This window comes from Cytobacillus sp. FSL K6-0265 (genome assembly GCF_038003465.1).
Taxonomy (GTDB): domain Bacteria; phylum Bacillota; class Bacilli; order Bacillales; family Cytobacillaceae; genus Cytobacillus; species Cytobacillus stercorigallinarum.
The window spans coordinates 1,521,633-1,536,519 of sequence record NZ_JBBOPE010000001.1; the positions used below are offsets into that span (position 1 = coordinate 1,521,633).

General features: G+C 36.4%; 17 protein-coding genes. 12 read left to right on the forward strand and 5 right to left on the reverse strand.

Going from position 1 to position 14,887, the window contains the following annotated elements:
- Positions 1-62: 62 nt before the first annotated feature.
- A complete protein-coding gene (locus MHH73_RS07865; protein WP_191814837.1) occupies positions 63-554 on the reverse strand; it encodes a YajQ family cyclic di-GMP-binding protein in 492 nt (163 codons plus the stop codon).
- 90 nt (positions 555-644) lie between these two features.
- Here MHH73_RS07865 and MHH73_RS07870 point away from each other — a divergent pair, with 90 nt between their 5' ends.
- Positions 645-1,517 carry a CvfB family protein gene (locus MHH73_RS07870; protein ID WP_341066001.1) on the forward strand — a complete coding sequence of 291 codons (873 nt, stop codon included), beginning with the start codon at positions 645-647 and terminating at the stop codon, positions 1,515-1,517.
- Between the two features lie 431 nt (positions 1,518-1,948).
- On the opposite strand, the gene MHH73_RS07875 is transcribed toward MHH73_RS07870, so the two are convergent.
- Positions 1,949-2,080, reverse strand: coding sequence for a DUF3941 domain-containing protein (locus MHH73_RS07875; RefSeq protein ID WP_191814842.1), 132 nt, complete (start codon positions 2,078-2,080; stop codon positions 1,949-1,951).
- Positions 2,081-2,156: 76 nt separating this feature from the next.
- Positions 2,157-3,017 (reverse strand): DegV family protein, encoded by an 861-nt coding sequence (locus MHH73_RS07880; RefSeq protein WP_191814844.1) that lies wholly within the window; start codon positions 3,015-3,017, stop codon positions 2,157-2,159.
- A gap of 127 nt (positions 3,018-3,144) precedes the next feature.
- Here MHH73_RS07880 and MHH73_RS07885 point away from each other — a divergent pair, with 127 nt between their 5' ends.
- Positions 3,145-3,975 (forward strand): YitT family protein, encoded by an 831-nt coding sequence (locus MHH73_RS07885; RefSeq protein WP_341066006.1) that lies wholly within the window; start codon positions 3,145-3,147, stop codon positions 3,973-3,975.
- Between the two features lie 15 nt (positions 3,976-3,990).
- Positions 3,991-4,716, forward strand: coding sequence for a BsuPI-related putative proteinase inhibitor (locus tag MHH73_RS07890; protein WP_341066007.1), 726 nt, complete (start codon positions 3,991-3,993; stop codon positions 4,714-4,716).
- Between the two features lie 50 nt (positions 4,717-4,766).
- Here MHH73_RS07890 and MHH73_RS07895 read toward each other — a convergent pair whose 3' ends face one another.
- Together MHH73_RS07895 and MHH73_RS07900 are read right to left on the reverse strand one after the other, a co-directional pair.
- Entirely contained in the window at positions 4,767-4,919 is a 153-nt protein-coding gene (locus MHH73_RS07895) for a hypothetical protein (protein ID WP_191814850.1), read from the reverse strand.
- A 100-nt stretch (positions 4,920-5,019) separates the two neighbouring features.
- Positions 5,020-5,838, reverse strand: a complete 819-nt coding sequence (locus MHH73_RS07900; protein WP_341066008.1) for a Cof-type HAD-IIB family hydrolase — start codon at positions 5,836-5,838, stop codon at positions 5,020-5,022.
- 228 nt (positions 5,839-6,066) lie between these two features.
- Between MHH73_RS07900 and MHH73_RS07905 the strand changes: the two genes are divergently transcribed.
- From MHH73_RS07905 to MHH73_RS07945, 9 genes are all read left to right on the forward strand, one after another.
- Entirely contained in the window at positions 6,067-6,834 is a 768-nt protein-coding gene (locus MHH73_RS07905; protein WP_191814854.1) for a prolyl oligopeptidase family serine peptidase, read from the forward strand.
- 90 nt (positions 6,835-6,924) lie between these two features.
- Positions 6,925-7,236: a metal-sulfur cluster assembly factor gene (locus tag MHH73_RS07910; RefSeq protein ID WP_341066010.1), complete on the forward strand. Its 312-nt coding sequence runs from the start codon at positions 6,925-6,927 to the stop codon at positions 7,234-7,236.
- A 247-nt stretch (positions 7,237-7,483) separates the two neighbouring features.
- Entirely contained in the window at positions 7,484-8,500 is a 1,017-nt protein-coding gene (gene moaA, locus MHH73_RS07915) for a GTP 3',8-cyclase MoaA (RefSeq protein ID WP_341066012.1), read from the forward strand.
- 24 nt (positions 8,501-8,524) lie between these two features.
- Positions 8,525-9,790, forward strand: a complete 1,266-nt coding sequence (locus MHH73_RS07920) for a molybdopterin molybdotransferase MoeA (protein ID WP_341066014.1) — start codon at positions 8,525-8,527, stop codon at positions 9,788-9,790.
- Positions 9,784-10,245 (forward strand): molybdopterin-guanine dinucleotide biosynthesis protein B, encoded by a 462-nt coding sequence (gene mobB, locus MHH73_RS07925; RefSeq protein WP_191814862.1) that lies wholly within the window; start codon positions 9,784-9,786, stop codon positions 10,243-10,245. Before MHH73_RS07920 ends, mobB begins: the two co-directional genes overlap by 7 nt.
- Before the next feature lie 370 nt (positions 10,246-10,615).
- The gene (argC, locus tag MHH73_RS07930; protein ID WP_191814864.1) at positions 10,616-11,647 is read left to right on the forward strand and encodes an N-acetyl-gamma-glutamyl-phosphate reductase; all 1,032 of its coding nucleotides are present in this window, start codon (positions 10,616-10,618) and stop codon (positions 11,645-11,647) included.
- A 16-nt stretch (positions 11,648-11,663) separates the two neighbouring features.
- Positions 11,664-12,893: a bifunctional ornithine acetyltransferase/N-acetylglutamate synthase gene (gene argJ / locus MHH73_RS07935; protein ID WP_341066019.1), complete on the forward strand. Its 1,230-nt coding sequence runs from the start codon at positions 11,664-11,666 to the stop codon at positions 12,891-12,893.
- 13 nt (positions 12,894-12,906) lie between these two features.
- Positions 12,907-13,683, forward strand: coding sequence for an acetylglutamate kinase (gene argB / locus MHH73_RS07940; protein WP_191814866.1), 777 nt, complete (start codon positions 12,907-12,909; stop codon positions 13,681-13,683).
- Positions 13,680-14,831: an acetylornithine transaminase gene (locus tag MHH73_RS07945; protein WP_191814868.1), complete on the forward strand. Its 1,152-nt coding sequence runs from the start codon at positions 13,680-13,682 to the stop codon at positions 14,829-14,831. The genes argB and MHH73_RS07945 overlap by 4 nt, the downstream gene beginning before the upstream one ends.
- Positions 14,832-14,887: the final 56 nt, after the last annotated feature.

The following is a 14,887-nucleotide window of genomic DNA, read 5'->3' on the forward strand; positions in this document are numbered from 1 at the left end:
AAATTTGCTACAAAAAAAAGAGACTAGGATATAAGTTTCCCTGCCTCTTTTCTGGTATGTAATTATCGATAATTTGAAAATTGAACATCGATTGTTAAATCCGCTTCTCTGACTAGTGAGATGATATGTTGAAGATCATCTCTATTTTTTCCTGTGACGCGGATTTGATCATCTTGCATTTGGCTCTTAACTTTCACACCACTATTTTTAATTAATGTATTGATTTTCTTAGCGTTATCTTTATCGATTCCTTGAACTAGGCTTGCTCTTTGTCTAACTGTGCCACCTGAAGCAGGCTCAATCTTGCCATAATCTAAATTCTTAATCGGAATCCCGCGTTTAATCATTTTACTAATTAGCACATCTTTCAGTTGCTCTAGTTTGTATTCATCATCAGAAATGAGCACAAGCTCTTCTTTTTCTAAAGTAATCTTACTTTTGCTTCCTTTAAAGTCATAGCGGGTCTGTATTTCTTTCATTGCAATTTGTATTGCGTTAGTGACTTCAGCAAAATCTACTTTTGATACAATATCAAATGAACTTTCTTTAGCCATAAAATAATTGTCCTCCTCATGAAAAGAGTTTCACTTTATGTTCTTATTATAGTAGAATATAGCAATGCAAACAACTTTAGGAGGATATAAATGGCTTTAATAGATGAGATCGGCAAAACTACAGAGTTATTAGTTTCGAGAGAAGCGGCATTTGGTTATTTCTTAACAGATGGTGAAGAGGACGTTCTCCTTCATAAGAATGAGGTGAAAGGAGAAATTACAGAAGGACAAACAATTTCTGTATTTATTTATGTTGATTCTGAAGGTAGAAAGACAGCAACAATGACTTTACCTGAGGTTACTGTTGGCGTTTATGGCTGGGCGAAGGTAGTAGATGTTAATCCAGAGCTCGGTGTATTTATTGATATTGGGATTAGTAAAGATATGTTACTGGGAAAAGAGGATTTACCTGTTCATGAGCGGGTATGGCCGACTGTGGATGATACTTTATACGTTACATTGAGGGTTAATCGAAACGGTAGAATTTATGTGAAACTTGCTACAGATCAAGTGATAGCTAGTATTTCACATAAGGCTGGAAGGGAAGAACTGAATAAAGATATCCACGGATTTATTTATCGTACGGCAAAAGTCGGAAGCTGGATATACACAGCAGATGGCCTAAAAGGCTTCATCCATGAAACAGAAAGACGTCAAGAACCAAGACTTGGGGAAAAAGTGAACGGTAGAATCATTGATGTCAAACAAGATGGTTCGATTAATGTCTCCCTCAATCCAAGAAAACAAGAAGCATTACTTGATGACAGTGAAATCATTCTCAATTATTTGCAATCACGTAATGGAGCTATGCCATACAGTGATAAAAGCGCACCAGAGGATATAAAAGATAGATTTCAACTAAGTAAAGCTTCGTTTAAACGAGCACTTGGTCGATTGATGAAAGATGGTAAGATCTATCAAAAAGAAGGTTGGACTTATATAAAAGAGAATGAGTCAAAATAAATGAAAGCAGGAAGGCGTTAGAGCCATCCTGCTTTTTTGTATGGGGTTTCACAATAATAATGAAATCGAGCAAGAGGTAAGCTGTATAGTTGATAGTAATAGTAAGAACGAGCACTTGGTGCCGGTAGAAGTCTTGGCTAATAAAGCGGGAATATAAGAAGAGTAAAAGAGAGAAACAAAGCTATGAGCGTTAAAGAGAATTATGGTGGCTAAAAAGTAAAGAGGACATTTGCTATTAAGAGTGCAGATTCGCAGCTAAAAGAAATCAACCACTGTACACACAAAGCAGTTTAACCTTACAATATGTTTATTGATACAAAAACCTTGAAAAATGTCCAAAAGTCCCTTTTCGGGAATGTGAACTAAAGAAGTCCTAAAATACTTGAGGTATCTTAGGACTTTATCTTTCTCATTTGTAAACTTTTGCTCAATTAAAGATGATCTGTTTTCTTTGAAAAGCTTTTTCGTCCTTCTTGCTTATTCTTGGTTTCTTCCATATTTTTTTCATGGCGTAATGCATTGTTATCTTTTGCTTTCTTGTCATTATCAGTTGTATGAGACATAAAATAAACTCCCTTCCATTCTTCATCTGTACACGCTTAGTGTTTGAAAGAATGGAAGGAAGTATGTATAAGTGCATTAACCTTTAAGTTTATTTAAAAAGAAAATGGCAATTGTCCCGGCACCGGCATGAGATCCGACTGCTGAACCAATTGGAGAAATATAAAAGTGTTCAACCCCAAATTCTTTTTGAATCATCTCTTTCACTTCTAGGGCAGTCGCTTCATCATCACCATGACTAATAGCAACCATTTGTCTATCAAGGGCCACGCCTCTTTCCCTCATGATATCAATGATTCGTTTAAAGAGCTTTTTACGACCGCGATGCTTTTCAATTGGTACCAGTTTTCCATCTTCAACATTTAATAATGGTTTAATATTGAGTAGCCCACCTAAAAAAGCTGATGCTTTAGAAACTCTACCGCCCTTAGCTAAATACTCTAGATCATTTACCGTAAATAAATGCTCCATATGTTCGCAATTGAATTTTGCATTGCTAACAATTTCATCTTTGGACAGTTGTTCTTTTGCCTCTTTTGCCGCATTCAGTACAACTAATCCATGACCTAAAGAGGCACATTTACTATCTATGATGGTTAAGTTAAAGTCTGGGTAGGCTTCTTTTACTTGATCTAACACCATAACGGCAGTGGAATATGTACCTGAAAGTGCGGAAGAAAAGGCAATATAGATACCATCTTCCTTGTTTTTCGCCATATTCGTAAAGATCTCTTCAAATAAAAGGGGAGAAGCTTGGGAGGTCTTAGGTACCTTACCTTCGCGGATGGCATCATAAATATTCTTGGAATCGATTGTCAACAGGTCATCGTATTCCTCTCCATTTAAATGAACTTTCAATGGAATAAGTGTGACATCGTTTTCTTCAAAGAAACTTAACGGTAAGTCACATGCGCTGTCAGCGAGAATTTTAACTGACATTATTTCACCTGCTTTCAACTTATAGATGATACTAGTTTATAGAAACTTAGGAAAAAAAACAATGGAATGCATTGAAAAACCTAAACTTGGGTAAAGAAAAGATAGAGAGATGATAAAGGAGGTCAATATGAATTGGATTGAAACAAGAAAAATCATCATTATTGTTGTGGGGGCAATTTTAAATGCGGTAGCGATGAATTTTTTCCTTATACCCGCTAATGTATATGCAAGCGGCTTTACTGGGGTAGCTCAACTTCTTTCGAGTATATTAAATGGTGCGGTTTCTACTGGTATACTTTTATTTATTTTAAATGTACCAATTGCTATCTTTGCTTGGAAGCGCGTGGGTAAACTTTTTACCTTATATAGCCTTTTAAGTGTTGTGATTACAACTGTTTCTATGGAGATTATCCCTGTCATAAGTGTATCAAAAGATATTCTATTAAATGCTGTGTTTGGAGGAGTCATTGCAGCTGTTGGTGTCGGTATCACATTGAAGTGGGGTGCTTCCACAGGTGGTATGGATATTATCGCTATGTATCTCTCTAAGGCTAAGGATCGACCAGTAGGTACATACTTTTTTTCATTAAATGCTGTTATTATTATTACAGCTGGCTTTCTTTTCGGATGGGAAAAAGCACTTTATACATTAGTGACTTTATATGCATCCACTCGAGTTATCGATGCGATTCATACAAGGCATGAAAAGCTTACAGCGATGATTATTACTAATAAGCAAGATGAAATGAAGAAAGCCATTCATAAAAAACTGGTTAGAGGTATTACAATGATTCCGGCAAGAGGAGCATTTTCCAATGAACATCGGGAAATGCTAATGATTGTAGTATCAAGATATGAATTATTTGACTTACAAAGAACCATTCAGGAAGTAGATCCTCACGCATTCACTAATATTGTAAATACAACTGATGTCTATGGTGTTTTTAGAAGAGATTAATGAAAGGGGGCAGTTATGCTACATTTACTGCTTAGTGCCATACTTGCAACGAATTTTCTTCCACAGCAGTCTGAAATGGAAGCAAACAAGCATATGGATATTCAATTTGAGGTTCAAGCCGTTTCGGAAGAAAAATTGGTCCTTACTTTTACCGTTCATAATCAAACAAATGAATTGGTCAAAATGCAATTTAACACATCACAAAAGTATGATTATGAGGTATTGGATGAACACGGAAAAGTAGTATATAGATATTCAGATGGTAAGGCCTTTTTACAAATGATTCAAACAGAGAATCTTTCCCCAGGAGAAAAAAAGGAATGGAAGGCTACTTGGGATTATCAAACTGCAAATGAAGGTACCATTAACCCAGGCAGTTATAAGGTTCAGGCGACATTTTTAGGCCAGGTAATAGAGCCAGAAGGAATGGAAATAAACCAGACTTCACAAACCACTTTTACGTATGGTAAAGATCAGCTTTTTAACAATATTACAGTAGAAGGCAAGGATGGTACGTATCATATTAAGGGGCATTATAAGGGGCAATTGCCGGTTATTTATTCTGTAGAAGATGGCCATTTTTTACTCGTTAAAGAAAAGCCTGTTCAAGTGAATAAAGATGGTGATTTTAATATTACTGTTAAAGTGAATGAAGAGGATTTACCGAAAAGTGGTTCGCTGATTGCTTATCTTTCTGAAAAAGGAAGTAAAGGAAAGCCGATTAAACTGCAAAGTTTTTAAGATTGAAAAAGAGCTAACGAGAGAAAGGTTAGCTCTTTTTCTTTAAAATTTTATATTCCACCGAGGGAAGAATCATTCACATTCTTTAACTTTTCAGCTTCTGCTTCCGAGTATGTTGAATGGTAGGGTATACGTGCATCATGCTGAGTGACACTATCGGCACCTTGCTTAATAAAGCGCTTCGATTTATTACGTTTGCCCATTTATAATCTCCCCTTACTGAAGAATATTGAAGTAGCTAATTGCTACGACATCCTTTATTTTGTACCATTTGTACCTTTTTTAAAAAGGGTAGATTTTGGATTAGAGTGTTTTTAAATTCAAATAGTCATTTAAGAAGATACCGATCCCATCTTCTTCATTTGTTAAGGTGACTTCATTAGCCGTTGTTTTAACTGCGTCAATACCATTACCCATAGCAACACCAACGCCCGCAAAATCAAGCATTTCTAGATCATTATCCTCATCCCCGAAAGCAATTACTCGCTCTTTAGGAATATTTAAATAATCACAAGCTTGTTGAATGCCAATTGCTTTGTTTAATCCAGCTTTTACGATTTCGATAATATGGAAAGGTTCACCCCAGCTACGTTGATGAATAACTTCAGCATGCACATCATCCAAATGGCGCTGAATTTGTGTTAAATGCTCTTGGTCTGTATGAATTAGCATACTTGTTGGTGAGGCAGGCAGGAAGTTTCTTAAATCTCCTGTAGTGACTTTAGGATTACCGAGACTAAACATATTCATCAGTTTTTCATCATGATAATGGTAATATACGTCATCCAGCACTTCAGCAATAATATTATTGAACTTGAAATCTTGACTAGCATCAATAATGTCTCTTGTTACTTTCATATCAAGAGGCGTATGGCGTATTCCCCATTTAGGGTTTGTTGGATGATGTATAAAGGCACCATTGAAATTAACGATTGGTGTGGTCATTTGCATTTCCTTATAATACATTTCACTTGAACGATAAGGCCTGCCTGTAGCAATCATGACCTCATGTCCGTCTTCACGTGCTTTAAATAGGACTTCTTTTGTTTTTTGTGAGATGGTTTTATTATCTTTTAATAAAGTGCCATCTAAATCAAGAACGATTAAATGTTTTTGTGTCATAATATCTCCTTCAGTTTTTTTATAGGGAAAAATCATTAAAATAATAAGCATTAAAGTATGGTAAGGCGCAAATAAATGTTAAACTTGAAGACAGTTAATATTTTCAAGTGGTATTTATTATCTAAGTTTACACTATATTACCAATGTATACGGTCATTTGTAAAAGAAATAACCTCTTTTATAAGATGTTTACATTTTCTTATAGTTTTTAACATAGGAGGAGACATAGTGGTTATTATTGAACATCAACAGTTAAAAGGTATTCCTGCTTTGCATATCGTGAAAGATGAGTTTAAATACGAATCATTACCTCTCATATTTTTCATACATGGCTTTACTAGTGCGAAAGAGCATAACCTACATTATGCTTACTTACTTGCTGAAAAAGGATTTCGTGTAATATTACCAGAAGTGAATGAACATGGTGAAAGAGGTCATGGATTACCAGAGTCTGAAATGCAATTGAAATTTTGGGACATGATTATTCAAACAATTAAAGAATTGCCGCAAATAAAAGAAGAGTTAGTAGCTAAAGGATTAGTTGATGAGGACCGTATTGGTATGGCAGGTACTTCGATGGGTGGAATTATTACACTCGGTGCCTTAACACAATATAAATGGTTGAAGGTAGCAGTCAGTTTAATGGGTATGCCATATTATGAGAAGTTTGCTGGGATGCAAATTGAAACAATGCGCAAGAAAGTAAAGGATTTCCCTTTATCTGATACTCAAGTTGAGGCTGTTTTAGATGATATTACAAAGTATGATTTAAGTAAACAAGAGGAAGTTTTATCAGGACGTCCATTGCTATTTTGGCATGGTAAAAAAGATACAACTGTACCATTTGCACCAACTTATGACTTTTTTCAAACAATACAACCTTTATATAAGACCCATCCAGACAGGTTACATTTTATTGTTGATGAAAATGCAGGGCATAAGGTAAGCAGAGAAGGTTTATTAGCAACAGTTGAATGGTTTCAACGATTCTTGTAAGAAAAAGTGATAGTTAAACAGCTATTCCTTTTTCATTGAAGACTTTTTTGTTATGATAGCTATAATATATGAAATGAGGAGTTGTGTTTGATGGACCAAGATTTAAAAGAAAGTATTATGGGCGCACTTGAACTTGTAGTTGACCCTGAATTAGGAGTAGATATTGTTAATTTAGGACTCGTTTATGATGTTACTATGGATGATGAAGGAAATACGGAAGTTGAAATGACTTTAACTTCCATGGGTTGTCCTTTAGCTGGCACAATTGTTGACCAGGTCAAAACAGCACTTGCTGATATCCCAGAAGTAAAAAGCACAGAAGTAAATATAGTATGGAGTCCGCCTTGGACGAAAGATAAAATGTCTAGATATGCAAAGATTGCATTAGGCGTACGTGATTAATTCAAGTAGCAGAAAAAACAGCAAAGCATTGCTTGCTGTTTTTTTGTATGAATGAAGATGGAAATGTATACCTAATCTATTCCTTAGTTAAAAATGAAGCCGCTTAAAATATAGGGAGAGAACGGTATTTAGTACGCTTATGGGCATATGCCGATAAAAGATTTCATGTTATATTGGAATAAAATCATTTTACATTTTATTTATAGAAAAAGTTATTGACGTAATCGATAAGACGGAGTTGATTTACATGAAACAAACTCATATTAAGGATTCACTTAATCGGCCATTACGAGATTTACGTATTTCCGTAATTGACCGATGCAATTTTAGGTGTCAATATTGTATGCCAGCAGAAATTTTTGGACCAGATTTTGTTTTTCTACCAAAAAATGAATTGTTATCTTACGAAGAAATTGAAAGGTTAGCACGGATTTTTGTTGGTTTAGGTGTAGAAAAAATCAGGTTAACGGGTGGAGAACCTTTACTACGGAGAGAATTGCCTTTATTAGTGGAGAAACTCTCTCAAATTGAAGGTTTAGAGGATATCGGGTTAACTACTAATGGTGTATTATTGCCTAAGTTTGCTCCTCAATTAAAAGCCGCCGGGTTAAAACGGGTGAATATTAGCTTAGATAGTCTGAAAGATGAATTGTTCGGTGAAATTAATGGACGCAATGTTGGGACAGGCCCGGTGATAAAGGGGATACACGCAGCAAAAGAAGCGGGACTCGGTGTCAAAATTAATATGGTCGTGAAAAAGGGCTTAAATGATGAAGAAATCCTACCCATGGCGAAGTTCTGTAAAGAACATTCATTACAGTTAAGATATATTGAGTATATGGATGTTGGTGATACAAACGGTTGGAAAATGGATGATGTAGTAACGAAGAAAGAAATATTCCAGCAATTAAAGGCACATTATGATCTTGAGCCAGTGGATCCGGAATACTTTGGCGAAGTTGCTAAAAGGTATCGCTATACTGGTACTGATATAGATGTAGGATTCATTACCTCCGTATCTGAATCTTTTTGTTCTAGTTGTACCCGTTCAAGATTATCTGCTAATGGGCAGTTATATACATGTTTATTTAATGGTGAAGGGCATGATATTAAATCATTTATCCGTTCAAATGTCTCTGATGATGATATCGTCACGTATGTTACTGACATATGGAACCACCGGGATGATCGTTATTCTGATGTCAGAACAGATGAAACGAGAAAAAATCGCAAAAAACTTGAAATGTCTTATATTGGCGGATAAAGATTATATAGGGGATGGAAACAGATGCTAGAGAAGAGGAAGCCGATTCAAGTTGCTGAAGCAATTGAAAAAGTAATGAAATATAAACAAAAGGGCACCATTGAATATGTCTCAATTAAAGAAAGTCATGGTAGATATTTAGGAAAAGATTTAACTGCAACGAGTGACGTACCACATTTTAATCGTTCCCCATATGATGGCTTTGCAGTGAGGTCTATAGATACGAAGGATGCTTCTTTACAAAATGAGGTCGTTTTTGAAGTAGTTGATCATATTGGAGCGGGCTATGTATCATCAAAAGAAATAGGACCAATGCAAGCCGTTCGTATTATGACGGGGGCAAAGATCCCTGATACCTGTGATTGTGTCGTTATGCTTGAGGTTGCGAGAGCGTTTGAGGATGGGGACCAATCGTATATGTCTATTAAGCGTAGCTTTAACGCTGGTGACAATGTTTCTTTTCAAGGGGAAGATGCAAAAAAAGGTGAGGTACTCGTTGAAAAGGGGACAAAAATCAATCCTGGTATCCAAGCCATTCTAGCGACATTTGGGTATGCTGAAGTACCTGTAGCTAAAAGTCCGGTTATTGGGTTATTTGCAACCGGAACGGAATTATTAGAAGTGGAAGAGGAACTAGAGGATGGAAAAATAAGAAATAGTAATAGCACGATGCTCATAGCGCAAATTGAGCGCGTGGGTGCTGAAGTGAAATATTTTGGTAAACTACCAGACGAATTTGATACATGTTATGAAGCGATTGCGACTGCGATTGATGATGTAGACATTCTCATTACAACTGGTGGTGTATCTGTAGGAGACTATGATTATCTCCCTGCTATATACGAGAAGCTTCAGGCAGAAGTTCTGTTTAATAAAGTCGCTATGAGACCAGGCAGTGTTACGACAGTAGCGCAGTTAAATGGAAAATTATTATTTGGCCTCTCTGGGAATCCTTCTGCTTGTTATGTTGGCTTCGAGTTATTTACAAGACCAATCATTCGCTATATGTTAGGTTGTCGGTCTCCACATTTAAGAAAAGAAACGGCGGTCTTACAACAGGATTTTCCAAAAGCAAATCCTTTTACAAGATTCGTTAGAGCGGACGTGTATGTCACAAATGGCTCATTGATGGTGCGACCTAGCGGTGTTGATAAATCAAATATTGTCATGAGTTTGGCAAGAGCGAATGCATTTATGGCATTGCCAGGTGGGACGAGAGGCTATGGTGTTGGAGATATCGTTGATGTTTTCATGCTTGAAGATTTTGTAGGTAGCAATTGGCCATGGTAACCCCTAAGATTTTGCAAGTGGTTGGTTATCAAAATAGTGGTAAGACGACATTTGTAACTCAACTTGTGCAAGCTTTAACAGAAAAAGACTTTAATGTTGCAACGATTAAACATCATGGTCATGGAGAACCTGATGTAGTAACAAATAAAGATAGTAGTAGGCATATCGTATCAGGAGCATCTACCACCATTGTCGAAGGTGAAGGTATGTTATTGATGCAAGCAAAAAAGCATATTTGGACACTTGAAGAGCAGATACAAATACTAACATTTATGAAACCCGATGTTATTATTATTGAAGGACATAAAAAAGCAAACTACCCTAAAGTTCTATTACTTAGGGATGAAAACGATCAATGCCTTATAGAGCAACTGTCAAACATCAAATATACAGTTGCAAAAGAGGAAAACAACGAATGGGTCATAAAGGAAATAGTGAATAAACTTATTCGTTAATGAAGAACATCCATTAGTTCATTTAGATACTCCCCTAAAGGTAGGCTTGGTCTACTTCTAGGGGAGTATTTTATTTTGCACATTCAAGTGCATCAAAATGGTGATAAACGAACGGAAATTCAATTTCTAAAAAAATTAGCAAATAAAATTTTTAAAATAAATTTATCATTTTTGGTTTAATTGACTTTTATTAGGGTAGGGGTTTAAATAGAAGTCTGAAAAATACATAAAATCTAAATTTTTATTTTATTTGTTAAAAAAACTTACAAAAACCTATTGCATTTCTTTTCAGAAATTTCTATAATAGTAGTTAAATATTTAATAAATATAAATTAAAATTTATAAATATACAAAATTAAAGGGTGACGAGATGAAAGCATCAATTATTGGTACAACAGGATATGGTGGGGCAGAACTGTTGAGAATATTAAAAAACCACCCCGAATTTGAAATCTCTTCTATACATTCCACTAGAGATAATTTAGCCATTTCTGATGAATATCCACATTTAATCGGAATCATGAACGATCAATTACAAAAGATAGAGCCTGAGAAAATTAGTGAGAGTGCAGATATTGTGTTTTTAGCAACCCCTTCTGGTGTATCAGGTGAATTAGCGGCACAATTTGTGAATAAAAATATTAAAATAGTAGATTTATCAGGAGATTTAAGGTTACCAGCATCAGAATATAAACAATGGTATAAGAAAGAACCTACTTCAGATGAGGTAATTAATCAGGCGGTATATGGATTGACTGAGTGGAATCGAGACATTGTGAAGGACTCTCACCTGATTTCAAATCCTGGTTGTTATCCGACTGCTACATTATTAGGTTTAGCCCCTGTAGTTGTTGAGCAATTAATAGAAAAAGATCAAATCATCATAGATGCTAAATCAGGCATCTCGGGCGCAGGTCGTTCTCTTTCAAGGACTTCAAGTTTCGCTGAAGCGAATGAGAACTTCACAGCATATAAAGTGAATCAACATCAACATACACCTGAAATTGAACAACAATTAAAGGTGTGGAATAAGGAAATGGAAGCGATCACCTTTACCACACAGTTACTACCGATTACGAGAGGCATAATGGCTACCTGTTATGTGAAACTGAAAGAAAATTATTCGACTAAACAGTTAGTGGAATTATACGAACATACATACCAGCAAAGTCCGTTTGTACGTGTTCGACCGGTCGGAAATTATCCATCGGTAAAAGAGGTAGCCGGTTCTAATTATTGTGATATTGGTTTACATATTGACGAGCGTACAGGGCGTATGACCATTATCTCTGTGATTGATAATTTAATGAAAGGGGCAGCTGGTCAGGCTGTGCAAAATGCAAATTTAATGTTTGGAATGGAAGAAACGACAGGGCTTGAAATGACCCCGTTATACCCATAAGGAGGAACAACAAACAATGGAAGTGACTAAAAACAGCCTTATTACATATATACAAGATGGGTCTATTACAACACCAAAGGGTTTTATGGCTGATGGTATTTATGCAGGGCTTAGTAAAGGGAAAAAGGATCTTGGAATGATTGTTAGTGAACAACCAGCGAGCAGTGCAGGTGTTTATACAACAAGTTCCTTTAAAGCTGCTCCTTTATTAGTAACACAAGAAAGTATTGCTACCATCGGGAAGCTTCAAGCGATTGTCGTAAATAGTGCTTGTGCAAATGCTTGTACAGGGAAGCAAGGACTAGAAGACGCTTATAAGATGAGGAAGCTGACTGCTGAGCAATTTAACTTGACTGAGCACTTAGTCGGTGTTGCATCTACTGGAGTCATTGGCGAATTTTTAGATATGGAAAAAATCGAAAAAGGGATAAAATCCACAAAGCCACAAGCAACAAAAGAACATGCAAATCGTTTTGCAACAGCGATTTTAACAACTGATTTAATTGATAAGCAGACTTGCTATTCAGCTGATATAGCGGGTGGAACGGTTCATATGGCAGGAGCAGCCAAAGGGTCAGGTATGATCCACCCTAATATGGCAACAATGCTTGGTTTTGTGACAACGGATGCACAGGTAAGCCCAAGTGATCTACAAATGGCACTTAAAGAAATCACAAACGAGACTTTTAACCAGATTACAGTCGATGGGGATACATCTACAAATGATATGGTACTTGTTATGGCAAACGGGATGAGCGAAACGGAATTACTGAGTCCAGCTCATACAGATTGGCCCATTTTTATCGCATTGTTAAAACAAACATGTGAAGAATTGGCTAAATCAATTGCTAGAGATGGCGAAGGTGCTACAAAGCTTGTTGAGGTTGAAGTTAATGGGGCAATGACAAACGAAGAGGCCCAGAAGGCTGCTAAACAGATTGTTGGATCTAATTTAGTGAAGACAGCTATTCACGGAGCAGACGCTAATTGGGGGAGAATTATTGGTGCGCTTGGGCAAAGTCAAGTCCAGGTTGATCCGAACAATGTAGATATTTCCATTGGTCCCATTCAAATGTTAAAAGAAAGTACTCCTGTTTCCTTTTCTGAAGAAGAAGCGAAAGCATATTTACTTGGTGAAATGGTTGAAATTCACGTTAATCTACATATTGGTGAAGGTATAGCAAAAGCATGGGGATGCGATTTGTCATATGATTACGTGAAAATAAATGCAAGCTATCGTTCCTAAGGAGGAATAGACAATGAAGCGTATTGTTATTAAATGTGGGGGAAGCGTGATGGATCAGTTATCACCTGCGTTCTTTGAAAGTTTACATTTTTTAAAGAAGAATGGTTATCAACTTATTTTCGTTCACGGTGGGGGTCCTGAAATAAACAAAATGCTGCAAATACACAAGGTGAAATCCCATTTTATTAATGGTTTAAGAAAAACCACGCCAGAAACAATGAAGATTGTTGAAATGGTGTTATCAGGTGTAGCGAATAGGAAGTTAGCGACATTGCTTGATAGTCATGGTTTTGAAGCAGTTGGTTTAAATGGGAGTGACCACGGTTTTTTACAAGCTGATTTTATTAATGAAGCAGAACTTGGGTTAGTAGGAGAAATTACTAGAGTGAAAGCGGAGTTATTAGAGGTCATTCTTAATAAAGGCTATATACCTGTTGTAACACCTATAGCTACAACGGAAGATGGCAAGAAGCTAAACATTAATGCAGATTTTGCTGCTGCATCTGTAGCAAAAGCCATTGAAGCGGAAATGTGTATATTCGTCACCGATGTTGAAGGTGTATTAATTAATAAACAACTCGTAGAGCATTTAGATACAGAAGAAATAAAAGAGCATATTGATAGTGGTGAAATCTCTGGTGGGATGATACCAAAGGTGAATTCTGCTGTGGCGGTGTTAGATCAAGGCCTTGCTAGTGTAATGATTGCTTCCGGGAAGAAAAATTTTTATAACGGAGAAGCATGGACAGGGACTATGTTGACTAAAAAACAAGTAGAGGTGGTACAATGAATCATTTATTCCCCACATATGCTCGCTGGGAAGTGGAACCAGCAGATGCAAAAGGTACAAAACTAATAGATAAAAATGGCAAAGAATATTTAGATTTCACTTCAGGTATTGGTGTCACTAATTTAGGCCATCGCCCTGATGCAGTCCAGGCCGCAATCACAGAACAATTAAACAAGTTTTGGCATGTATCGAATCTATTTACACAAGAAAAACAAGCAGTGGCTGCTGAAAAGTTAGCACATGCATCTAGTTTAGCTTATACATTCTTTGCAAATAGTGGAGCAGAGGCAAATGAAGGGGCAATTAAATTAGCCAAAAAAGCTACAGGTAAAGACAAAATCATCACTTTTAACAAATCCTTTCACGGTAGAACAATTGCTACGATGGGGGCAACAGGTCAGGATAAAGTGAAACAAGGATTTGGAAGTATGCTGCCAACATTTTCGTATGCTGCTTTCAATGATATCGAATCGGTGAAATCATTAATAGATAATGACACAGCAGCTGTGATGGTGGAAGTGGTTCAAGGTGAGGGTGGTATTCATCTTGCAGATTCGGCCTTTTTAAAAGACTTACAGCAATTATGTCAAGAATACAAAGCGTTGTTAATTATTGATGAAATTCAAACAGGCATTGGTAGAACAGGTAAACCATTTGCATTCCAACATTATGACCTCCAACCAGACATTATCACTTGTGCAAAAGGGCTTGGAAGTGGGCTACCAATCGGTGCGATCATAGGCAAAGAAAATTTAAAGGAATACTTCGGTCCAGGCAGTCATGGTTCCACATTTGGAGGAAATCCATTAAGTATTGCTTCAGCAAACGCTACAATGGAAATTGCCTTCAATGAAGACTTTTTGTCAGAAGTGAATGAAAAAGCGGAATATTTACTTGAACAGTTGAAGGAATCGCTATACAATATAGAAGAGGTAACCGCCATTCGTTCATTAGGACTAATGATTGGTATAGAGATGAATACAAATACAGCGCCTTTATTACAATTATTAAGAAATGATGGTTTACTTACGTTATCTGCAGGTGAAAATGTTTTGCGATTATTACCGCCGTTAACAGTAACAATAGAAGAAATAAACCAAGCAGTAGCGATACTGAAAAAGAATATAGTTCCAGTTCAGACAGCCTGAAATATGGCTGCATTTTTAAACCTAAAAATGCATAAAAATTAATTTAGTTCAATGAA